This window comes from Kutzneria kofuensis (assembly GCF_014203355.1).
Taxonomy (GTDB): domain Bacteria; phylum Actinomycetota; class Actinomycetes; order Mycobacteriales; family Pseudonocardiaceae; genus Kutzneria; species Kutzneria kofuensis.
Genome location: NZ_JACHIR010000001.1, coordinates 3,564,078 through 3,585,204 on the forward strand (window position 1 = coordinate 3,564,078; position 21,127 = coordinate 3,585,204).

The following is a 21,127-nucleotide window of genomic DNA, read 5'->3' on the forward strand; positions in this document are numbered from 1 at the left end:
GAGCCCATCCTGGGTTCGGAACGGACCATTCCTCTACTCCGAGTGTAGGAAGGGCGCTTTCACACCTTTTCCGGGACCGTCCGCCGCCACAGCAGCGACCGCAGGCTGATGTTCGCCCGTCGCATCAGGACCAGGGCGCAGGCGGTCGTCGCCACCAGCGACAGCACGCCGCCGGCGATGAACGGGGCCCGGCCGCCGAAGGCGTCGGCCAACCAGCCGGTCAGGGGACCGCCGATCGGGTTGCCGCCGAGGAAGACCAGCATGTACAGGCCCATCACCCGGCCCCGCATCTGCGGCGACACCGACAGCTGCACGGTGCTGTTCGCCGTCGTCGTGAAGGTCATCAGCGCGGCGCCGATGGGGATCAGCATCAGCCCGAACGCCAGGTACGTCGGCATCACGCCGAGCACGACCTCCAGCGCGCCGAACACCAGCCCGCCGATGAACAGCATGCGCAGCCGGGGTCGGCCGCGCGTGCTGCGTCGCGCGGCCATGGTGGCGCCGCTGAGCGTGCCGACGGCGAGCATCGTGGACAGCAGTCCGTAGCCGTCGGCGTCCTGGTGGAAGACGTTGGCCGCGGCCACCGCGAGCGTCGTGAAGAAGGTCATGCCGAAGGTGCTGACCAGGAACACCAGGACCATCAGCATCACCAGGTCGGGCCGTCCCCGCACGTAGCGCAGGCCCTCCAGCAGCTGGCCGCGCTCGCGCGGCGCGGGCGTGCCGCGGTGCAGCCGGGACGGGTCCATCAGGGCCAGCCCGGTCAGCACGCCGACGAAGCTGACGAAGTTGCCGATGAACACCCAGCCGGTGCCGATCAGCGTGATCAGCACGCCGGCGATGGCCGGGCCGACGATCCGGGCCAGGTTGAAGGTCATCGAGTTCAGCGCGACGGCGTTGGTGACCTGGGCCTTGCCGACCATCTCGACCACGAACGACTGGCGCACCGGTGTCTCCACCGCGGAGAAGCAGCCCAGCACCAGGCAGAACAGGTACACCTGCCACAGCTGCGCGACGCCGGTGACGTCCAGCAGGCCCAGCCCCAGGGCGCACAGTCCCATCGAGGCCTGCAGTAGCATCAGCAGTTTGCGCTTGTCCATCCGGTCGGCCAGCACGCCGGCCCACAAGGACAGGAACAGCGTGGGTAAGAACTGCAGCGCGGCGGCGACGCCCAGCGCGACCGGGTCCTTGCCGGACAGCTCCAGGACCAGCCAGTCCTGGGCGACGCGCTGCATCCAGGTGCCGATCAGCGAGACGATCTGCCCGCTGGCGAAGAGCCGGTAGTTGCGTTCACGCAGCGAACCGAACATTCCGGTCGTGCGCGGGGTCTCCGAGGTGTGCTTCTGCTCTGTTCCGGTGCTCCCCGCGTATGCCGGCACTCGTCCGCCGCCCCCTTTACTGGCCCGCCATCCGGTCGATGATCTCCGCCGCCCTGGCGAGCAGCTCCCGATCGTCGGAATCCAAATCCGCGAGGCGCGAGTCCAGCCAGGCTTCCCTGGCCGACACCTCGGCCCGCAGGTAGGCGGTGCCCTGTTCGGTCAGCTCGACGATGGCCTGCCGGCCGTCGGTGGGGTGCGGGCGCCGGGACACGAAGCCGTAGTCCTCGAGCGCCGCGATCACCCTGGTCATCGACGGGGGCTGGACACCTTCCTTCGCGGCCAGCTCGCCCGGGGTCAGCGGCCCGCACTTGCGCAGCGCGGACAGGGCCGAGACCTGGGTCAGCGTGACCGACGAGTTGGTGCGCTGGGCCCGCAGCCGACGGTTGAGCCGCACCACGGCCAGCCGCAACCGGCTGGCCAGCGACGGCTCGGTCGACTCGGGTTCCGCCATGTAGTTAGCATACCTCACTAACTACCGGCCAGGGCCGTCTCGATCGGGCCCACCGCGAAGTACGCGACGAACGCCACAGCCACCACCCACATCAGCGGGTGCACCTTGCGCGCCCCGCCGGTGGCCACGGCCAGCAGGACGTAGCTGATGAAGCCGGCGCCGATGCCGTTGGCGATGGAGTACGTGAACGGCATCACCACGATGGTCAGGAACGCCGGCAGCGCGATCCGGAAGTCGGTGAAGTCGATGCCGGTGGCCTGCCTGATCATCAGCGCGCCGACGATCACCAGCGCCGGCGCGGCCGCCTCCACCGGCACCACCTGGTACAGCGGCGTGAGGAACATCGCCGCCAGGAACAGCACGCCCGTGACGATGTTGGCCAGGCCGGTGCGCGCGCCCTCGGCGATGCCGGACGCCGACTCCACGAACACCGTGTTCGAGCTGGCCGAGCCGAAGCCGCCGGCCGCGCCGGCCAGGCCCTCCACGAACAGCGCGGGCCCGACCTTCGGCAGCTGGCCGTCCGCCCGCAGCAGCCCGGCCTCCTTGCCCAGGCCGGTCATCGTGCCCATGGCGTCGAAGAAGTCGGCCAGCACCAGCGTGAAGACCAGCAGCAGCACGGTGATCGCCGGCAGCCGGGTCCAGGCGCCGAACGAGACGTGACCGACGAGCGACAGGTCGGGCAGGCCGAGGATCTGCTGCGGCAGCGCCGGGTAGCCCAGGTCCCAGCCCTGCGGGTTGGTGCCGTTGGACGGGCCGGCGTGGAAGATCGCCTCCACCACGATCGCGAGCACCGTCGAGGCGAGCACGCCGATCAGGATCGCGCCGCGGACCTTGCGCGCGACCAGGATGCCGGTGATCACCAGGCCGATCACGAAGACGAAGGTCGGCCAGGACCCGATCGAGCCGTTGATGCCCAGGCCCACCGGCACCGTCGTGTGCGCCGCGTCCGGCAGCCGGCGCACGAAGCCCGCGTCGACCAGGCCGATCAGCGAGATGAACAGGCCGATGCCGACCGCGATCGCCGACTTCAGCTCCGCCGGCACCGCGTTGAACACCGCCGTGCGGAAGCCCGTGAAGACCAGCAGCACGATGATCAGGCCCTCGACCAGGACCAGGCCCATCGCCTCCGGCCAGGTCACCTGCGGGGCGATGGTGACCGCGACCAGGCTGTTCAGGCCGAGGCCGGTGGCCAGCGCGAACGGATAGTTGGCCAGCAGCCCCATCAGGATCGTCATCACGCCCGCGACCAGGGCCGTGACCGCCGCCACCTGCGGCACCGGCAGGATGCCGCCGAGGACGTCCTTGTGCGCCCCCGGGTCGTTCGCCGAGAAGCTCCCGATGATCAGCGGGTTGAGCACCACGATGTAGGCCATCGCGACGAATGTCACCAGCCCGCCGCGGACCTCCCGTCCGATCGACGAGCCGCGTTCGCTGATCTTGAAGAACCGGTCCAGCGCGTTCGCCCTCATGGCGCGGTAGCCTGCCTGACGTGGCCGAGAAGTCCAAAGAGGAGCACGGTAACGACCTGGTTACCGCACCCACCCCGCCGCCGCTGCCCCGGGCGCTGACCGACCCGGTGCCGGTGGTCGTCGTCGGCACCGTCGCCTTCCTCGTCGCCTTCGTGATCATGCTCTTGGTCGGCGCCCCACCCCTGTGGACCTGGTCCTGCCTCGCCGGCTTCGGCCTGGGCTTCGTCGGCTACGGCGTCTTCCGCTGGCAGCGCTCCGCCGCCCGCCGTGGCTCCCGCACCGCCCAGGAGGGACTGCTCTAGAGCGGCGTGATTTCGGTGTTGTGGAGCCTGGCCGTGTCGGCGATCACGTCGTACCCCGCCACCCGCCCGCCTTCGACGGTGATCGCCAACACCAGCTGAAGCCGACCGTTCGGCGCGACGACCGCGCCCATCTTGCCGCCCACCAGGGCAGGCTCGGCGTAGATCGCGCGCTTGCCCAGGACGAGCATCTCTCGCGCCACCGCGTCCCGGCCGCGGACCAGGGTGCTACGCCCCTTCGGCAGCGCAACCGCGTCAGCTCTGCGCACCACGTCCGGGTCAAGAACCTCGAGCAAGGCCTTGAGGTCGCCCTCCCGTGAGGCTGTCAGGAACGCCTCGACCACGCTCTTCTGCTCGGGGGCATCCGGCGGCGGTTCGGAGCCGCGTACGCGCTGTCGCGCCCGGCTGGCCAACTTCTTCGTCGTCGCCGTCGTCCGGTCCACGATCGGGGCGATCTCCTCGAACGGCACGGCGAACATGTCGTGCAGCACGAACGCCACCCGCTCCGCCGGGCCCAGCCGGTCCAGCACCACCAACATGGCCCGGCCGACCTCGTCGACCAGCACGGCCTCCCGCTCGGGGCCGTCGACCTCGGCGGGCGGGTGCCAGTCGATCGGCTCCTCGCGCTTGGCCCTGCGGCTGCGGAGCATGTCGAGGCTGATCCGGGAGACGACCGTGCGCAGCCAGCTCTCCAGGTTGTCGATGCCGTCGGCGGCGCTCAGCCGCATCCAGGCCTCCTGCACGGCGTCGTCCGCCTCGGCGGTGGAGCCCAGCATCCGGCCGGCCACCGCGCGCAGCAGCGGCCGGTGCGCCTCGAACCGTTCGGCGAGCGCCATGTCGTCGGGCATCGGTCACCTTTCCCCGTCGCGATCCGTCTGTGTCGTGCCACCGAACGACCGACGCGACGAGGAGTGGGGCTGATGAGCCAGGGTAGCGCGTTGCTGCGCCCCGTGACCTTGGGTGACTTGGTGTTGCCCAACCGAGTGGTGATGGCGCCGACCACCCGCTGCCGCGGCTGCGTGCCGTCCGAACTGCACGCCCTGCACTACGCCCGGCGGGCCGCCGCCGGCTTGATCATCGCCGAGGGCACGTGGATCAGCCCGCAGGCGATCGGCGCCTATCCGAACGTGCCCGGCTTGTTCGCCGAGGAGCAGGTCTCGGGCTGGCGTCGGGTCACCGACCTCGTGCACGCCCTCGGCGGCCGGATCATGGTGCAGCTCTGGCACGCCGGCGCCACTCCACTGACGCTGCCGGAAATCACCGCCACCATCGCGGACTACTGCACCGCCGCCCGGAACGCCCGGCGTGCCGGCTTCGACGGAGTCGAGATCGCCGCCAACGGGACGTACCTCATCGCGCAGTTCCTGAATCCGCGGCTCATCCGCCGCACCGACGCCTACCGCGCCGGCCCTCGCCTGCTGCTCGACGTTCTCGACGCCGTGCTGGGCACCGGCTGCCGCGTCGGCGTTCGCCTCTCCCCGTACTGGACCGCCACCGACAGCACGCCCGCCTGCCCGGACTACGTTCCCGACGAGGAAACCCTTTCCCGCTACGACGACCTCGTCCGCCGGCTCGATTCCCTCGCCTACCTACACCTTCGCGGGCCCACGCGCTTCGACCTCGACGCCTTCACCCGCTACCGCAAGCTCTTCGACGGCTTCCTCATCGCCAACAACGGATTCGGCCGGGAGTCGGCCGAGGCCGCCGTCGAGTCCGGCCTCGCCGACGCCGTCTCGTTCGCCCGGCACTTCATCGCCAACCCCGACCTGGTCACCCGCTTCGCCCTCGACCAGGAGTTGTCCGTGGCCGACAAGGCGTTCAACTACACGGGAGGACCCGCCGGCTACGTCTAGGACAGGTACGTCGCGGCCGTCGGGTCGTCGAGGAGGGCGGCGAGGAGGTGTCGGTCGTGCCAGCGATCGACGGCCCACGCGAGCGCCCGGGACAAGCCGGCGGGAGTGTCCTCGGCGTGCACGACACCGTCCTCGGTGACCCACCACGCGACGTGGTAGCGGGTGTCGCCGCGTCGGACGGCGAGCTCGTCGTAGACGACGACCAGGCCGTCGGGCACCGGACGGTCGAGGAGCTCGCTGGCGGCGACGACGGCGCCGAGGTCGGACCAGCTCACCGGCTGCCCGTTGCCGATCAGCGCGTCGGCGTCGACCTCGTCGGCGGCGAGCGGCAGGTCGAGCAGCTCGGCCAGCGGTTCGGCGTCGTCGGGATCGGCGGCGACGACCTGGTCGGGCGCGAAAGCGGCCAGCAGCCAAGGGGAATCGAGCACAACGGTCTGCTCGCCGGAGACGGAAGCGCCGCTCAGCGCCCGAACCCGCTCGTCGAGCTCGACGTCGCCGGCGTCGACGACGCCGGAGCGAACGGCCTCGGCCAGCACGCCATGGGCCCGCATCGCGACGCCGGGCGGCACAGCCCGCTCGGGATCTCCCAAGCGCCGCAACACATCCGTGACGTCGGCGGCATCGGTGACGACGAGCTCGGCGCGAACACCGATGGCGGCCAACAGATCCGTGCGCACGCCGACATCGGGAATCGGGTCGTAGACACCGGCGAGCGCGTCGGCGTCGGGCAGCCGCCACGACCGCGGCGACTCCCCGGCCAGCCGCGCGTTGCGGGCCAGCCACCACGAGGTGTAGCCGCCGGGCAGCAGAATCGCCTGCCACGTCTCGGGTTCCGCGGCCAGCAGCCGCAGCGCGTCCGGCCACTTGTCGTCGGCGACAAGATCGAGGTCACGCACGCCGGCGAACGTCGACGGCGGATTGAGGTCGCCGTCGACGGCGGCCCACCACGCCTCCTCGTCGGCCAGCTCGTGATCGGGGCCGCCGGGCGAGTCGTCGAAGACGACCACGAACGAGTCGATCACGCCGACCGCGGCCAGCACGTCCGGCGTCCAGCGCGACGCCAGCTCGTCGGCAAGCACGCCGAGCGGCGCGTCCTTGCCGATCACGTCGTCGGCGAACACCTCACGCAGCGGGCTCGACGGCAGGATCAGCTCGTCGGCGTGCCGGAACTCGCCGTCGGAGTCGGGCAGCGCCAGGGTGCCCAGCCACGGCCGCTCGCCGCGCCGCGCCCCGGTCGACTCGGTCAGCCACAGCACGGTGTCCACCAGCGACGTGGTGTCCACACCGGACTCGGCGTCGTCCATGCTCCGCTCGACGGCGGTCCGCATGGCGTCCAGCAGGTCCGCCGGGCCGGCCGACCGCGCGCCGAGCCGCTCCAGCAACCGGTGCACGGCGTCGGGATGTGCGACCCGCAGCCCAGTGACGTCCATTGTGGACAGCTCGGCCAGCGTCTCCTGGTCGAAGTCCGGCAGCAGCACGTCCCGGGGACCGGTGACGGTCCGGCCGTCGATCAACGGCACCGGCAGGCCGCCGAGCTCCTCGCGGGCGGTGGAATCCTGCTCCGCCACGGGATCGAGCGCCGCGTACAGCCGCGCCCACCACGCCGGCTCGCGGTCCTGACCGGAGACGATCGCGACGATCTCGGACAGCCGCAGCCGCGGAACCTCCAGCGCGGCCAGCTGTCGGGCGTGCGGAACGCCGGAGAGTTCAGCCTTGGCCAGGCCGTCCACGATGTCGGCAAGCATGTCGGCCAGCTCCGGGGCCAGCACGTCCAGCACACGCGAGCGCGCCGGAGCACCGAAACCGCCCTCCTGCAACGGAAGCCACACCGATGTGCGCAGCTCGGACGTCACCAGCGCACGCAACTGACCGTCCACTTCGGACTTGGGGAAGTCCGGCAGCGGCACCAGCAGCGTCCGGTGTTCCGGCTTGACGGCCAGCACCAGCTCGGAATACGCCCGCGCGGCGGCGGCCAGCACGGCGTCGGTGGCGGCGCCGGGCATCAGCCGGCGACGGGAAGCTTCGACCGGAATCGTCGCCAACAGCCTTGCCGGCAAGGAAAGTCGCTCGTCCGTGGGCGTCGGCGCGTGCAGCACGTCCTCGTCCAGTGGACGCGGCACACCCTCGTCGTCGATCGGCACGGCCCAGCACACGGACCACTCCGGCCGCTGCCGCGCCTCGACGCCGAGCCCCTCGATCACGGCGGCGTCGAGCTCGCCGGAGGCACGCCGCAGCAGCCACCGGACGCGGCCGGTCGGCCCGTGCAGCACAACGGTGCCGTCCTCCGCGTCCTCACGCCACCACGCGCGATCGCCGACCTCGATCCGGCTCAGCCCGGGCAGGGCGATCAGCAGATCCGGGGTCTCCGCGGCGCATTCGGCCAGCAGTTCGGCGGCGTCGACCTCCGGACGCAGCGGCAGCCGCACCTCCGTGTCGAAGCCCTCGGGCACCGGCGGCTCGTCGTCCGGCACCGGCCAGGCCAGGCGCAGCACCGGCACCGCGCCGTCGCGCTCGGCCACCTCGGGCAGGTCGCCGACCAGTTCCCGGGTCTTGGCGGCGGAGAAGGCCACGCCGCCGGTCGTGGACACCACGCGCGGCTCGTCGGTGACCGCCAGCACGGCCGCGAAGCCGACGCCGAACTGGCCGACCGTGCGGGCGCCGCGCTTGGCGGAGGCCCGTAACGACGCGAGCGCCGCCACGCCGGCCTCGGTCAGCGGCGCGCCGGTGTTGGCCGCGCGCAGCTCACCGTCCACAACGGACAGTCGGAGCACGCCGCCGGAGCCGGCCGCGTCCGCGGCGTTCTGCGCCAGCTCGACCAGCAGCCGGTCGCGGTAGCCGCCGAGGCGCAGGTCCTCCTCGGCGTTCGCGTCCTCACGGAACCGGGTCGGCGAGCCGCGCCAGGCCTGGAGGACGGAGGTGCGCAGGTCGGTGACGCCGAAATCGCTCACTGCTCGACTTCGAGTTCGCTGTCGTCGTACACCAGCTCGGCCACCGGCACCGGCGATCCGGTGTCGACCTCGGCTTCGGAGTGCGCGCCGCAGCCGTACTCCACGTGCACGACATGGCCGTCCGCGGGCGTGATCTCGTTGGTGCACACGCCGAACGCGCCGCCCAGGCTGCCGGCCAACTGCTGGTAGAAGCCGCACGTGCCGCAGGCGGCCGGCGCGCTGCGGGCCATGTCGCTGCGCGGCCCGAAGTCGCCACCCTCCCAGCGGCGGGCCGACTCCAGCCGGCCGAACCGGGACAGCACCCGCACCCGGCCGAGACCGACCTCGCGGGCGACCTCCTCCACCGCCGGGTCGTCCGACTCCAGGTAGCCGGGCACCAGCCGCGGGTCGTCCGGCGTCGTCGGCATCAGGTCGCCCACGCCGAGGTCGCCGGCGCGGACACGCTCGCCCCACGGCACCCAGTCCGGCGCCACCAGCGAGTCGGGGCCGGGCAGCAGCACGACCTCGCTGATCGTCACCGGGTCCTCGTCGCCGCCGGTGGTCGCGATGGTCACGGCCCAGCGCCAGCCGTCGTAGCCGGGGTGCGAGGCCTCGAACAGGTGTGTGACCGACGCCTCATCCTCGGCGAGGACGCCGGCGTGCGCGCCGATCGGCTCGTCGCCGGCCTCCTGCTGGGCGGCGGCCCTGGCCAGCTCGACAACCGATGCCAGGACCGGGTTCGGGGGCTGCTCACTGGTGGTCGGTGCGGTCACCCGTCGATTGTGCCGCACGCGGGGAACGCCGATGCACACGTGTCACGCTCTTGAGATGCGCGCAGCCCTGCTGTCACTTGCCGTGGTGTTGGTCACGGCCTGCGCCGCGCCCGGCGGACCCCCGCACCTGCGGGTCGAGGTGCTCGGCACGATCCCGCACGACACGTCGGCCTTCACGGAAGGTTACGAACTGGCCGACGGAGTGCTCTACGAGAGCACCGGGCTGACCGGTTCCTCCACGCTGCGCGCCGTGGACCCGCGGACCGGGCGGGTCGTCAAGAGCGTCGCCCTGCCGCCGGACTACTTCGGCGAGGGCATCGCCGTGGTCGGCGACAAGATCTGGCAGCTGACGTGGCAGCAGAACGTGGCGATGCTGCGTGATCGCGCAACGCTTCAGCAGGTCAGCACCGCGTCGTACCAGGACGAGGGCTGGGGCCTCTGCTACGACGGCAAGCGCCTGGTGATGAGCGACGGCACGTCGCTGCTGACCTTCCGCGACCCGTCGACGTTCGCCGTGACCGGGCACGTGCAGGTCGACTACCAGGGCCGGCTGAACGAGCTGGAGTGCGTCGACGGCTCGGTGTGGGCCAACGTGTACCCCACGAAAACGATCATTCGGGTGGATCCGGCCAGCGGCGCCGTGCAGGGCGTGGCCGACCTGTCGAAGCTCGGTCCGACCGGCGACACCGCCCCTGACGACGTGCTGAACGGCATCTCGGTGGCGCCGGACCCCGGCCAGTTCCTCGTCACCGGCAAGCGTTGGCCCCTTGCGTACCGGGTGAGGTTCGTACGCGACGGCTCCTAGTGCGGCAGGATTGAGGGGTGACCGCCGACCACTCCGACCCCGGCCGGCCCCGGCGCGGCTGGGGCGGGGCCAGCCGACGGCGCCAGCAGTCCGGGCAGAACGACCCGGATCTGGTCGCCGAGTGGTCGCACGCGCCCAAGCCGCCGACGCGGCCGATGCGGCGGTACCCGTGGCAGGAGGAGGAACCTCCGACCTATCGCACGGCTCCCCCGCGGCGTGAGGAACCCACGTACCGGCAGGGTCCGCCTGAGCCGCCGCCCACGTACCGGCAGGCGCCGCCGCCTCCGCAGCAGGGGCACCGGTTCGTGCCGCCCGAGCAGCCGTCGAGCGGGCCCCGCACGCCGAAGAAGCTGACCGTGACCCGGGTCGCGGTGTTCCGCAGTCGGCAGCTGGGACAGCGTGGCGTCGAGGCGTTCCGGCGCGCCCTGCACGCCGACGGCGCCGACCAGTCCGGGCTCGCGGCGCTGACGTGGGCCGTGATGCTCAACTACGCGACCGACGCCACGCTGGCGGTCGCGCTGGCCAACACTCTGTTCTTCTCCGCCGCGACCGGCGAGAGCCAGGGCAAGGTCGCCCTGTACCTGCTGATCACGGTCGCGCCGTTCGCCGTGATCGCGCCGATCATCGGTCCGATGCTGGACCGCATCCAGCACGGCCGACGGCTCGCTCTGGCCGTCTCCTGCTTCGGGCAGGCGCTGCTGGCCGTGGTCATGGCGCTGCACTTCGACGACTGGGGCCTGTACCCGGCGGCGCTGGGCGTCATGGTGCTGTCCAAGTCGTTCAACGTGCTCAAGGCGGCCGTGACGCCGCGGGTGCTGCCGCCGGACATCACGCTGGTCAAGACCAACGCCCGGCTCACCGTGTTCGGCCTCGCCGCCGCCGGTGTGTTCGGCGCGCTGGCCGCCGGCTTCGCCAAGCTGTTCAACTCACCGGGCGCGCTGTGGTTCACGGCGATCCTCTGCGTCGCCGATGCCGTGCTCTGCCTGCGGATTCCCGCCTGGGTCGAGGTCACCGAGGGCGAGGTGCCGACGTCGCTGCGGGCCGAGCCCCGGCAGAAGACCCGGCAGCCACTGGGGCGTCAGGTCGTGATGGCGCTGTGGGGCAACGGCACGATTCGCGTGCTGACCGGGTTCCTGACCCTGTTCGCCGCCTTCGTGATCAAGGCGCAGACCGAGCGCGACCACGCCCCGCTCGAACAGATCCTGCTGCTCGGGCTCATCGGCGCCGCCGCCGGCCTCGGCAACTTCCTCGGCAACGGCATCGGCGCGCGCATACAGTTCGGCCGCCCCGACCAAGTGATCATCAGTTGTCTCAGCGCCGTGCTGGGGATGACCGTGATCGCCGCCCTGCTCCCCGGCGTGCCGACAGTGGTGGCCCTCGCCCTCGTCGGCGCCGTCGGCAGCGCGCTGGCCAAGATCAGCCTCGACGCCACCATCCAGGACGACCTCCCCGAGCAGTCGCGGGCGTCGGCCTTCGGCCGGTCCGAGACGATCCTCCAGTTCGGCTGGGTCTTCGGCGGGGCGCTCGGCGTGCTGCTGCCCGCCCAGTACTGGATCGGCTTCGCCGTCATCGGGCTGTGCCTGGCCGCCGGGCTGGCGCAGACCGTCATGGTCAACCGGGACAGCACCCTGCTGCCGTGGCTGGGCCGGCGGCGGCCGCTGAAGTCGGATCCGGTGACTCGCCCCAACCACCACCGACCCGCTCCCGGCGCAGCAGCACCCGGTCCGCCGCAGTAGCGAGGCAACCGACGCCCACGTGAGTGGCTCACTTGCCCCTGGCAGCCACCTGAGTGGCTCACTTGCCTCTGGCAGCCACATGAGTGGCTCACGTGGCGCTGGGGCAGCCATATGAGTGGCTTACGTGGCGCTGGTAGCCACATGAGTGGCTCATGTGCGCTGGGCCGCCCCGGTGGCCAAGGGACCGTCTCCCGTAGGCTCGGCGGATGTGAGCGTGAAACGCCTTGTCCCGCTGGTGTTGGCCGGAGCGGGGGTGCTGGCCTCGGCGTGTTCGGCGCCGCCGCTGCCGCAGGTGACCTTCTTCGCGGTGAACACCACCGCCGTCACGGGGCCGTCCGAGTACTGCGACCTGCGGGTCGACAAGTGCGCGGTCGACCCGTCCGCCGGCGCGACGCTGGCGGTGCCGCCGAACAAGCCGCTGCAGATCTCCGTGCCCACCGAGGTCGGCGACGCCGCGTGGCAGGTGGTGTTCAAGTACAAGCTGAACGGCCAGGAGCAGCAGGAGCGCAGCAGTGTGTTCGCCCGGGGCGAGCGGCTCGCGTACACGCTGGCGGTGCCGGCCGGGGGCCAGCTGGAGACCGCCGAGGTGCAGCGCTACGCCGGCGTGATGACGCTCAACCCGAACACCGGTGAGCCGCAGTTCGTCGTCGGCGCGAGCTGGGTCCTGTCGGTGGCGGGTCAGTCCGGCTGAGCGGAACCGGCGGGAGGCTCGCCTCCCGCCGGGCGACCCGGGTTTACGGGTCGAGGTCCCTGGCGACGCCGCGGACCAGCTCCGCGATCAGCTTCGACGTCTTGCGGTCCGGGTAGCGGCCGCGACGCAGGTCCGGCTGGACCTTCGCCTCGAGCACCTTGATCATGTCCTCGATCAGTCCGTGCAGCTCCTCGGCCGGACGGCGCTTGGCCTCCGCCACCGACGGCGGGGCGTCGACCAGCCGCACCGACAGCGCCTGCGGACCGCGCCGGCCCTCGGCCATGCCGAACTCGATGCGCTGGCCGGTCTTCAGGCCCGCGACCCCGGGTGGCAACGCGGACGCACGAACGTAGACGTCCTCGCCACCGTCCTGGGTGACGAAGCCGAATCCCTTTTCCGTGTCGTACCACTTGACCCTGCCGGTCGGCACTGTCCTCACCTCTCCGCTGCACACAACGAACGCGCCCGGGGACCGTGCCCAGGGCGCGAACCTCAAGGGTAGGGCATCGACGGCGGCGTCGGGGCCTCGTCGAGTTACGCTGACGGCATGACGAGGTCTGCGCCCGGCGGCAAGCTGATGCCGCTGTCCATGGTGATCTTCGCGCTGGGCCTGGTGGCGCTGGCGGTGATCTTCGCCCTGTACGCCAGCGGCGCACGGGACCTGCCGCTGTGGCTCAACCTCGCCGGCGTCGTGCTCACCCCGATCGGCCTGGCCCTGGGCCTGGTCGCGGTGTTCCTGCAGAACCGCCGCCGCGCCTGACGTCAGCCGGCCATCGGTTCCACGAACCGGCCCGCGTTGTCGGCCAGCCAGGCGGGGAACTGCTCCAGGCTGGTCAGGACCACCTCGGCGCCGGCGTCCACGAGTTCGCGCCGATCGCACGGCCCGGTCGTGACAGCGACCGAAACGGCGTCGGCGTCCAGAGCGCCGTGGACGTCACCGACGTGGTCGCCGACGTAGATCGACGCGCCCTGCTCGCGCAGCACAGCGCCCTTGGCGGAGGACCACAGCTCCCCGCGAAGGTGGTCGACGTGCCAGCCGAGGGCCTCGACGTGCAGTCGGGCATTGGGTTCGAACTTGCCGGTGACAACGACGACGCGGCCGTCACGTTCGCGGACGGCGGCCATGGCCTCCTCGGCGCCGGGCATGGCGACGGTGGTGGCGATCACGACGGTCGGGTACAGCGCCCGGTAGCGGTCCATCAGCGCGGGAATGATCGCCTCGTCCATGCCGGCGTCGCGGAACATGTCCTGCAGCGGCGGCCCGAGGCGGGACGCGAAGTCCGAGCCGTCGAGCGGGACGCCGAACTCGGCGCCTACCTGGTCGATGGCCGCGGCCACACCGGGCCTGGCGTCGATGAGGGTCATGTCCAGGTCGAATCCGACGGTCAGCGCCACGCTTCGCACCCTAGCTGTTGACACGAGCCCTTTTCGTGTCCAGCCACTTGACATGACGCCGACAAATGTCAAGCTGAGGACGTGAACCAGGTCACACCCTTCGTCGAGCGGGTACGGGAATCGCTGCGGACCCAGCTACTCGACGCCGCCGCGGACCTGCTCGCCGACCGCGGCTTTCGCGGGCTGCGGATGGCCGACGTCGCCGCGGCGACCGGCGTGAGCCGGCAGACCGTGCACAACGAGTTCGGCACCAAGGAGGCGTTGGTCAACGCCGTCGCCGCGCACACGGTCGCCGATTTCCTCGAGGGCGTGGCGCAGCGCTTCACCGACGCCGACGACGTGCACAGCGGCATCGCAGCGGCGGTGCGTCACACCTTGACCCACGCCACGGAGAACCGGCTGGTCAACGCCATCCTCACCGGCACCGACGCCGAAGACCTGCTGCCACTGCTGACCACCAAGGGACGGCCGGTGCTGATGCCCGCCGTCGATCTGCTCACGGAGCTGTGGCGGCCTCGCATGCCGTGGTTGCCGGACAGGGAGATCCGGCTGCTGGCCGAGGCCGGCATGCGGCTGACGGTCAGCCACCTGCTGACGCCCACCGGCACGGTCGACGAGGCCGTCGCCACGATCACCGCCCTGATGCGCCGACTGATCCCGGAGGCCCCTGATGACTGACCTGCGCCGGACCGGATTCCACTCGCTGCGCGGCCGCTTCGACTGGGACCACCTGCCGCTGCGGCTGTTCGCCAAGGGCAACGCCAGGTTCTGGAACCCCGCCGACATCGACTTCGGCCAGGACGCGCACGACTGGGCGGAGCTGACCGACGCGCAGCGGGAGAACGCCACCTACCTGGTGGCGATGTTCGTCGCCGGCGAGGAGGCCGTCACCGAGGACATCCAGCCGTTCATGCGGGCGATGGCGGCCGAGGGCCGCATGGGCGACGAGATGTATCTCACGCAGTTCGCGTACGAGGAGGCCCGGCACACCGAGGTTTTCCGGCGCTGGATGGACGCCGTCGGCCTGACCGAGGACCTGCACGCCTACGTCGCCGACAACCCCGGCTACCGCACGATCTTCTACGAGGAGCTGCCGGCGGCGCTGCGGCTGCTGGAGCACGACCACAGCCCGGCGGCGCAGATCAGGGCCAGCGTCACCTACAACCACATCGTCGAGGGAACGCTGGCGCTGACCGGCTACTACGCGTGGAACAAGGTGTGCAAGAGCCGTGGCATCCTGCCGGGGATGCAGGAGCTGGTCCGCCGCATCGGCGACGACGAGCGCCGGCACATGGCGTGGGGCACCTTCACCTGCCGCCGGCACGTCGCCGCCGACGACGCCAACTGGGACATCGTCACGCAGCGCATGGGCGAGCTGGTGCCGCACGCGCTCGGCGCCATCCAGTGGGTGCTCGACCACGTCGACCAGACCGCCTTCGACCTCGAGGTGACGGAGTTCGTCGGGTACGCCGGCGAGCGCGCGCAGCGCCGGCTGGGCGCGATCGACTCGGCCCGCGGCGCCGACGTGTCCAAGATCGACCTGGACTACATGCCGGAACGCCTGGAGGACCAGTTCGGCGCCGAGGACGCGGCGGCGCTGGCGGAGATCTAGCCCCCGGCGGCGGGGCGACGCTGCTGCCGGCGATCCTCGTGCTGGCCGTCGGCGCGGATCCGACCAGGGCCCTGGTGCTGTTGATCGCCGGGGTCGTGATCACCCTCAACGTGGCACTAGCCATACTTACGGCGTGACCCGGCGTATCACTCGTCGAGCCGCGCTCGGAATCGCCGCGACCACCGCCCTGGCCGGGTGCTCCGGACCGCCGACTGCCGCTCCCACCCCCAGCGCGACGACGCGTTCCACGACGACAACGCCGCCGGTCACCACCACCACGACCACCACCGCCACCCCGGGCGGACCGGCGGTCGAGGTCGTGCGGGCGTCGAGCGGCCGGCCGGAGGTCGCGTTGACGTTCCACGGCGCCGGCCCGCTGGACATCACCCGCCAGGTGCTCAAGCTGCTGGCCCAGCACGACGCCAAGATCACCGTGTTCGCCGTCGGCACCTGGCTGCAGGCCACCCCGGACGGCGCGCGCATGGTCCGCGACGGCGGCCACGAGCTCGGCAACCACACCTGGAGCCACCCGGACCTGGAGAGCTACCAGCCGGGTCCGATGCTCACCGAGATCGAACGCTGCCGGGACGCACTGTCCACAGTGGCCGGAACACCGGGCACGTTCTTCCGCCAGTCGCAGGGACAGCATGCCACCGCCCGTGAGCTCGCGGCGGCCGGCAAGGCCGGCTACGCCAGGACCCTGTCCTACGACGTGGATTCCCTGGACTGGACGGATCCCGGCGCGGCCGCGATCCGCCGGGCGGCGGGCGCCGCCAAGGCGGGCAGCGTGGTGAGCATGCACCTGGGCCATCCCGGCACCGTGCAGGCGCTGCCCGGCATCCTGACCGATCTCGCCGCCCGGGGCCTGACCCCGGTGACCGCGACCGAACTGCTGAGGTGAGAAGTTGCCCATCCCCGGACGGGCGCTGCTCGCGCTCGCCTGCGTCGCCGCGCTGACCGCGTGCTCCTCGGCCCCCGCCGCCGAGGAGCCGCCGCTGACCACGACGACGACAACGCCGCCGACCACCACAACCACAGCGAAGTCCCTTGTGGACGGTCTGGCCGGCATGCCGCCGGTGTCCGATCCGCACGACGTGTACGCCGACGCGGGCGTGAACATGGTGCAGGACGCCGTGAAGCAGGACAAGCCGCTGGTCTATGTGCCGCACAGCGGTTCCGGCGACGTGTGGGTGATCGACCCGGCGACGTTCCAGGTCGTCGCGAAGTACCCGGCGGGCAAGGAACTTCAGCACGTGGTGCCGTCGTACGACATGCGGACCCTGTACGCCACCGACGACGAGGGTGATCACCTCCTGCCGTTCGACCCGCGCACGGGCCAGCCGGGCAAGCAGATCCCGGTGATCGACCCGTACAACATGTACTTCACGCCGGACGGCAAGTTCGCCATCTCGGTGGCGGAGCGGATGCGCAAGCTCGTCTGGTACGACCCGCATACCTGGCAGAAGCACGACGAGACGGCCGTGCCGGACTGCGCCGGCATCGACCACGCCGACTTCAGCCCCGACGGCAGGACCGCCGTGTTCACGTGCGAGTTCGCCGGCCGGGTCGCCGTCGTCGACATCGCGTCGCACCGCCTGCTCCGCATGATCGACATGCCGCAGCGGCACACCGTGATGGGGCCGCAGGACATCAAGCTCGCGCCGGACGGCTCCGTGTACTACATCGCCGACTCGGACGCCAACGGCCTGTGGGTGCTCGACGGCGCGGCGACGAAGGTGCTGCGCTTCATCCCGACCGGCGGCGGCGCGCACGGGATCTACCTTTCCCGTGACGCCAAGCAGTTGTACGTCACCAACCGGCACGAGGGCTCGATCAGCGTGCTCGACTCCTACACCGGAGCCGTGCAGGCCAAGTGGCGGATCCCCGGCGGCGGCAGCCCGGACATGGGCAACGTGACCGCGGACGGCTCGCAGCTGTGGCTGTCCGGCCGCTACGACAAGGCGATCTACGTGCTGTCCACCAAGGACGGCTCGCTGCTGAAGAAGATCCCCGCCGGGAACCAGCCGCACGGCCTATGCGTGTGGCCGCTTCCGGGGCGGTACTCGCTTGGGCACACCGGCATCACTCGTTGACGTTTTTGTCGTCGGCGCGACGGTGGTCGTGGTCGTTGCCGTCGGCACGGCGGTGGTCGTCGTGGCGGACGTCGGCGGCGGCGTGGTCGTGGTCGTCGGCGCCGCCGTGGTGGTGGTCGCCGGCGTTGTCCGGCCCGTGCACGGTGTCGGCGGGCCGGCGACCGCGCTCGTCGAGGAGGACGCCACGACCGTCGACGGCACCGTGACGGTTGTCGTCGGCCCGACGCCCGGCTTGCCGGTTGCGGGTTTGTGCAGGGCGAGCGGCTGCTCGGCGATCGTGACGCCGGGCTGCTCCTCGCTGTCGTCCGTCTCCAACGGCGTGGTCTCGCTGACCCTTGTCGCGTGCGGCAGCCCGAACACCGGACCGCCGGCCTGGTCGTCGTGTGCCGCCAGCAACGTGGTGAGCGCCATCAGGCCGGCGAACGCGGCGATGGGCGCGATCATGACCGCGGCGAAGCATCCTCGACCGCTGGCTGGTAGCTCCCGATGAGTCACACCGTGATCATGGTGTAGCCCGAGCGAGACGGCAGCCGATTCTGTATCGCTAGATCGGGTGATCAATCCATTTCGGACAGTGAACGGCCCCGGCGCCTGGTGGCGCCGGGGCCGTTCGACGGTTCGGGCTACTGCTTGTACGGGGCCGCGGCCGCCTGCGCCGCGGCGGTGAAGGCGCCCTTCATCTCCGGCCAGAACTTGCTGTCCAGGCAGGAGAACTTCGGGAAGAAGCCGCCGCAGCTGCCGCTGTCCGGGCCGACCTCGATGGTGAAGCTGGCCACGCCGAGCACGCCGTAGGTGAAGTCGTCGGTGGTGCCGGGCGTCGAGTAGCCGACGGTGCCGCCGTTGGTGTCGACGACGTATCCGTTGGAGGCGGCCATCTTCTGGCCCAGCGCCCGCAGCTGCGCGTCGTTCGGGGACTTCTTCTCGGTCCAGCCCCACGGCACGATGATGTCGTTGCCGAAGCTGTGCAGCGTGATCATCGTGCCGCGCGCGGTCACCGGCGCCGGGTCGTTGTCGCCGGTGCCGCGCTGCACCGGGTAGATCGACCGGAAGAACTTCTCCAGCCCGGTGACCTCGGGCTCGCTGCCCCTGGCCGTCCCCTGGTACGTCTCGGCGCACGGGTCGTTCGAGTCGCCGCCCCACTTGAACGTGGAGTTGCGGTTGAGGTCGATGCCGATGTTGACGCCGCTGCACCCGCGGGCGTTGTCGACGTTCTTGCGCTGCATCTTCGGCGAGTTGCCGCCGGAGGCCACCACGTCCACGCCGTCCGGGTTGGCGATCGGGATCACCCACACCTCGGTGGTGTCCAGAATGGACGTTGCCGTTGCGTCGGAGCCGTAGCCGTTGACCAGGTAGTCGATCCAGCGCTGGGCCAGTTCGCCGGTGGCGATCTCGCGGGCGTGGATCTGCGCCATGAGCGTGAACTTCGGCTTCGGCGAGGTCGTGCTCAGCGTGCAGTCGCCGGACTTCTTCTTGGTCAGGCAGATGGCCTTGATGTCATGGCCGCCCCGCCCCTTGGTCTTCAGCCATGAGTCGCCGATGTCGTACACCGTGGCGAGGTCGGGGTGTGCGCTCGCGACCTGGCTCAGGTGCTGCTCCTGATCGGGCACGGCCCGGTAGCCGCCGTAGAAGGTGCCGGCGGCCAGGGCGCGCTGCTGCGGCAGGTCCTTGTAGATCGTGTCGAACTGGGTGGGCCGATATCCCAGTTCCCGCAACGACTGCGCGGTCTGGTTGGTGCCGGTCACGTAGGCCACCCCGTCGGCGCCGCTCTCGGCGACGTCGAAGCCGGCGGCGACCAGCCGGCTGGCCTGGTCGCCACTGACGGGCACCCGCCACATCACGGGTGTGTCGTCGCCGGCGGCCGCGGACGCGGTCCCGACGAGCAGCAGTGCGGCGACCGAAGCGGCAATGCGGATCAGGGCGCGTGGCCTCATGGCGGCTCCTCCCATCGGATGGCGCCGCGTAACCATACCGACACGGTATGTGCGCCTGACTACCCGCCGTTCGTCTGGTTCGCCCGGAGGATCTCCGCCGCCCGCTCCCGCATCTCGACCTTGCGGATCTTGCCCGTCACCGTCATCGGGAACTCGTCGACCACGTGCACGTAGCGGGGAATCTTGTAGTGCGCCAGCTTTCCGGCGCAGAAGCCGCGGACCTGCTCGACGGTGATCGGCTCGGCGCCGGGGCGCATCCGGATCCACGCCATCAGCTCCTCGCCGTAGCGCTCGTCCGGCACGCCGATCACCTGCGCGTCCAGGACGTCCGGGTGGGTGTAGAGGAACTCCTCCACCTCGCGCGGGTAGATGTTCTCGCCGCCCCGGATCACCATGTCCTTGATCCGGCCGGTGATCGCGACGTAGCCGTAGTCGTCCATCACCGCGAGGTCGCCAGTGTGCATCCAGCGGGCCGCGTCGATCACCTCGGCCGTCTTGTCCGGCTGGGCCCAGTAGCCGAGCATCACCGAGTAGCCGCGGGTGCACAGCTCCCCCTGCTCGCCGCGGGCCGCCGTGAGGCCGGTCGCCGGGTCGACGATCTTGACCTCCAGGTGCGGGTGCACCCGGCCGACCGTGGACACCCGGCGGTCGAGCGTGTCGTCGGCGCGGGTCTGCGTGGACACCGGCGAGGTCTCCGTCATGCCGTAGCAGATGGTCACGTCCGCCATGCCCATCCGGTCGATGACCTGCTTCATCACCTCGACCGGGCACGGCGAGCCGGCCATGATGCCGGTGCGCAGGCTGGACAGGTCGTAGTTCTCGAAGTCCGGCAGCGAGAGCTCGGCGATGAACATCGTCGGCACGCCGTAGAGCGAGGTGCAGCGCTCGGCCTGCACCGCGTCCAATGTGGACTTCGGGTCGAACGCCGGCGCGGGCACCACCATGCACGCGCCGTGGGTGGTGGCGCCGAGGTTTCCCATCACCATGCCGAAGCAGTGGTAGAAGGGCACCGGGATGCAGACGCGATCATGCTCCGTGTACCCGCAGAGCTCGCCCACGAAGTAGCCGTTGTTGAGGATGTTGTGGTGCGACAACGTCGCGCCCTTGGGGAAGCCCGTGGTGCCCGACGTGTACTGGATGTTGATCGGGTCGTCCGGCGAGAGCTTGATCAACGTCAGCGACTCCCGCTCCGCCGCCCGCCCGCGCTCCACCATGTCCGTCCACTCCGGACGTCCGATCAGCAGCACCGTCCGCAGCGCCGGGCAGTTCGGCCTCACCTCGTCGATCATCGCCTCGTAGTCCGACGTCTTGAACGCCGGCGTCGCGATCAACGTGGCCACTTCCGCCTGGTTCAGCACGAATTCCAGCTCGTGCACCCGGTAGGCCGGGTTGATGTTGACCAGGATCGCCCCCAGCTTCGCCGTGGCGTACTGCGTCAGCACCCATTCCGCGCAGTTCGGCGCCCAGATCCCCACCCGGTCGCCCTTGGCCACGCCCAGCCGTTGCAGCCCCAGCGCCACCGCGTCCACGTCCGCCGCCAGCTCGCCGTACGTCCACCTTCGACCCGAGGCGCAGTCCACCAGCGCCTCCCGCTCGCCGAAGGTGGCCACCGTGCGGTCCAGGTTGGCGCCGATGGTGTCGCCGAGCAGCGGCACGTCCGAGGTTCCCGAGGCGTAAGCAGGCAGCGCGACCATGCCGCCATCCTCGCCTGTGACG

The 21,127-nt window shown here is 71.0% G+C and carries 21 protein-coding genes; 11 read left to right on the forward strand and 10 right to left on the reverse strand.

What is annotated here, in order from left to right; all coding sequences use genetic code 11:
• Positions 1-59 precede the first annotated feature (59 nt).
• From BJ998_RS16300 to BJ998_RS16310, 3 genes are read right to left on the reverse strand one after another with little or no spacing between them, the layout of a single operon-like run.
• Positions 60-1,376, reverse strand: coding sequence for an MFS transporter (locus tag BJ998_RS16300; RefSeq protein WP_312890144.1), 1,317 nt, complete (start codon positions 1,374-1,376; stop codon positions 60-62).
• A gap of 16 nt (positions 1,377-1,392) precedes the next feature.
• Positions 1,393-1,827: a MarR family winged helix-turn-helix transcriptional regulator gene (locus tag BJ998_RS16305; protein WP_184862610.1), complete on the reverse strand. Its 435-nt coding sequence runs from the start codon at positions 1,825-1,827 to the stop codon at positions 1,393-1,395.
• 17 nt (positions 1,828-1,844) lie between these two features.
• Positions 1,845-3,296, reverse strand: a complete 1,452-nt coding sequence (locus BJ998_RS16310) for an NCS2 family permease (RefSeq protein WP_184862612.1) — start codon at positions 3,294-3,296, stop codon at positions 1,845-1,847.
• 20 nt (positions 3,297-3,316) lie between these two features.
• Between BJ998_RS16310 and BJ998_RS16315 the strand changes: the two genes are divergently transcribed.
• Positions 3,317-3,598, forward strand: a complete 282-nt coding sequence (locus tag BJ998_RS16315; protein WP_312890145.1) for a DUF2530 domain-containing protein — start codon at positions 3,317-3,319, stop codon at positions 3,596-3,598.
• On the opposite strand, the gene BJ998_RS16320 is transcribed toward BJ998_RS16315, so the two are convergent.
• Entirely contained in the window at positions 3,595-4,443 is an 849-nt protein-coding gene (locus BJ998_RS16320) for a sigma-70 family RNA polymerase sigma factor (protein WP_184862614.1), read from the reverse strand. The two genes, BJ998_RS16315 and BJ998_RS16320, sit on opposite strands and share 4 nt — an antisense overlap.
• A gap of 72 nt (positions 4,444-4,515) precedes the next feature.
• Here BJ998_RS16320 and BJ998_RS16325 point away from each other — a divergent pair, with 72 nt between their 5' ends.
• Positions 4,516-5,448 (forward strand): oxidoreductase, encoded by a 933-nt coding sequence (locus tag BJ998_RS16325; RefSeq protein ID WP_184862616.1) that lies wholly within the window; start codon positions 4,516-4,518, stop codon positions 5,446-5,448.
• Here BJ998_RS16325 and BJ998_RS16330 read toward each other — a convergent pair.
• Positions 5,445-8,396: a sacsin N-terminal ATP-binding-like domain-containing protein gene (locus BJ998_RS16330; protein WP_184862618.1), complete on the reverse strand. Its 2,952-nt coding sequence runs from the start codon at positions 8,394-8,396 to the stop codon at positions 5,445-5,447. The genes BJ998_RS16325 and BJ998_RS16330 overlap by 4 nt on opposite strands.
• A complete protein-coding gene (locus BJ998_RS16335) occupies positions 8,393-9,148 on the reverse strand; it encodes a DUF3027 domain-containing protein (RefSeq protein ID WP_312890146.1) in 756 nt (251 codons plus the stop codon). Before BJ998_RS16335 ends, BJ998_RS16330 begins: the two co-directional genes overlap by 4 nt.
• Before the next feature lie 55 nt (positions 9,149-9,203).
• On the opposite strand from BJ998_RS16335, the gene BJ998_RS16340 reads away from it, so the two are divergent.
• The 3 genes from BJ998_RS16340 (at position 9,204) to BJ998_RS16350 (ending at position 12,380) form a co-directional block, all read left to right on the forward strand.
• Positions 9,204-9,953, forward strand: a complete 750-nt coding sequence (locus BJ998_RS16340; RefSeq protein WP_184862622.1) for a glutaminyl-peptide cyclotransferase — start codon at positions 9,204-9,206, stop codon at positions 9,951-9,953.
• 155 nt (positions 9,954-10,108) lie between these two features.
• A complete protein-coding gene (locus tag BJ998_RS16345) occupies positions 10,109-11,689 on the forward strand; it encodes an MFS transporter (RefSeq protein WP_184868701.1) in 1,581 nt (526 codons plus the stop codon).
• Positions 11,690-11,903: 214 nt separating this feature from the next.
• Positions 11,904-12,380 (forward strand): DUF2771 family protein, encoded by a 477-nt coding sequence (locus BJ998_RS16350; RefSeq protein WP_184862625.1) that lies wholly within the window; start codon positions 11,904-11,906, stop codon positions 12,378-12,380.
• A 43-nt stretch (positions 12,381-12,423) separates the two neighbouring features.
• Here BJ998_RS16350 and BJ998_RS16355 read toward each other — a convergent pair whose 3' ends face one another.
• Positions 12,424-12,810 carry a cold-shock protein gene (locus BJ998_RS16355; protein ID WP_184862627.1) on the reverse strand — a complete coding sequence of 129 codons (387 nt, stop codon included), beginning with the start codon at positions 12,808-12,810 and terminating at the stop codon, positions 12,424-12,426.
• Positions 12,811-12,927: 117 nt separating this feature from the next.
• Between BJ998_RS16355 and BJ998_RS16360 the strand changes: the two genes are divergently transcribed.
• Positions 12,928-13,140 carry a hypothetical protein gene (locus tag BJ998_RS16360; RefSeq protein WP_184862629.1) on the forward strand — a complete coding sequence of 71 codons (213 nt, stop codon included), beginning with the start codon at positions 12,928-12,930 and terminating at the stop codon, positions 13,138-13,140.
• Between the two features lie 2 nt (positions 13,141-13,142).
• On the opposite strand, the gene BJ998_RS16365 is transcribed toward BJ998_RS16360, so the two are convergent.
• Positions 13,143-13,775 carry an HAD family hydrolase gene (locus tag BJ998_RS16365; RefSeq protein WP_184862631.1) on the reverse strand — a complete coding sequence of 211 codons (633 nt, stop codon included), beginning with the start codon at positions 13,773-13,775 and terminating at the stop codon, positions 13,143-13,145.
• 81 nt (positions 13,776-13,856) lie between these two features.
• Between BJ998_RS16365 and BJ998_RS16370 the strand changes: the two genes are divergently transcribed.
• The 5 genes from BJ998_RS16370 (at position 13,857) to BJ998_RS16390 (ending at position 17,970) form a co-directional block, all read left to right on the forward strand.
• The gene (locus BJ998_RS16370; RefSeq protein ID WP_184862633.1) at positions 13,857-14,453 is read left to right on the forward strand and encodes a TetR/AcrR family transcriptional regulator; all 597 of its coding nucleotides are present in this window, start codon (positions 13,857-13,859) and stop codon (positions 14,451-14,453) included.
• Complete coding sequence (locus BJ998_RS16375) at positions 14,446-15,387, forward strand: R2-like ligand-binding oxidase (protein WP_184862635.1); 942 nt, start codon at positions 14,446-14,448, stop codon at positions 15,385-15,387. The genes BJ998_RS16370 and BJ998_RS16375 overlap by 8 nt, the downstream gene beginning before the upstream one ends.
• Before the next feature lie 133 nt (positions 15,388-15,520).
• Positions 15,521-16,288 carry a polysaccharide deacetylase family protein gene (locus BJ998_RS16380; RefSeq protein ID WP_184862637.1) on the forward strand — a complete coding sequence of 256 codons (768 nt, stop codon included), beginning with the start codon at positions 15,521-15,523 and terminating at the stop codon, positions 16,286-16,288.
• A gap of 4 nt (positions 16,289-16,292) precedes the next feature.
• Positions 16,293-17,480 (forward strand): YncE family protein, encoded by a 1,188-nt coding sequence (locus tag BJ998_RS16385; protein ID WP_246488605.1) that lies wholly within the window; start codon positions 16,293-16,295, stop codon positions 17,478-17,480.
• Positions 17,455-17,970: a hypothetical protein gene (locus BJ998_RS16390; RefSeq protein ID WP_184862639.1), complete on the forward strand. Its 516-nt coding sequence runs from the start codon at positions 17,455-17,457 to the stop codon at positions 17,968-17,970. Before BJ998_RS16385 ends, BJ998_RS16390 begins: the two co-directional genes overlap by 26 nt.
• A 133-nt stretch (positions 17,971-18,103) precedes the next feature.
• Here the strand turns inward: BJ998_RS16390 and BJ998_RS16395 are convergent, their stop codons facing one another.
• Both BJ998_RS16395 and BJ998_RS16400 read right to left on the reverse strand, forming a co-directional pair.
• Positions 18,104-19,411: a M14 family zinc carboxypeptidase gene (locus tag BJ998_RS16395; protein ID WP_184862641.1), complete on the reverse strand. Its 1,308-nt coding sequence runs from the start codon at positions 19,409-19,411 to the stop codon at positions 18,104-18,106.
• 59 nt (positions 19,412-19,470) lie between these two features.
• Positions 19,471-21,105, reverse strand: coding sequence for an AMP-binding protein (locus BJ998_RS16400; RefSeq protein WP_184868703.1), 1,635 nt, complete (start codon positions 21,103-21,105; stop codon positions 19,471-19,473).
• Between the last annotated feature and the right edge of the window lie 22 nt (positions 21,106-21,127).

Coding starts and splice junctions, on each gene's coding strand:
- BJ998_RS16305 (WP_184862610.1), bottom strand. CDS start 1,827: ATGGCGGAACCCGAGTCGACCGAGCCGTCGCTGGCCAGCCGGTTGCGG.
- BJ998_RS16310 (WP_184862612.1), bottom strand. CDS start 3,296: ATGAGGGCGAACGCGCTGGACCGGTTCTTCAAGATCAGCGAACGCGGC.
- BJ998_RS16320 (WP_184862614.1), bottom strand. CDS start 4,443: ATGCCCGACGACATGGCGCTCGCCGAACGGTTCGAGGCGCACCGGCCG.
- BJ998_RS16325 (WP_184862616.1), top strand. CDS start 4,516: ATGAGCCAGGGTAGCGCGTTGCTGCGCCCCGTGACCTTGGGTGACTTG.
- BJ998_RS16340 (WP_184862622.1), top strand. CDS start 9,204: ATGCGCGCAGCCCTGCTGTCACTTGCCGTGGTGTTGGTCACGGCCTGC.
- BJ998_RS16345 (WP_184868701.1), top strand. CDS start 10,109: ATGCGGCGGTACCCGTGGCAGGAGGAGGAACCTCCGACCTATCGCACG.
- BJ998_RS16360 (WP_184862629.1), top strand. CDS start 12,928: ATGACGAGGTCTGCGCCCGGCGGCAAGCTGATGCCGCTGTCCATGGTG.
- BJ998_RS16375 (WP_184862635.1), top strand. CDS start 14,446: ATGACTGACCTGCGCCGGACCGGATTCCACTCGCTGCGCGGCCGCTTC.
- BJ998_RS16395 (WP_184862641.1), bottom strand. CDS start 19,411: ATGAGGCCACGCGCCCTGATCCGCATTGCCGCTTCGGTCGCCGCACTG.
- BJ998_RS16400 (WP_184868703.1), bottom strand. CDS start 21,105: ATGGTCGCGCTGCCTGCTTACGCCTCGGGAACCTCGGACGTGCCGCTG.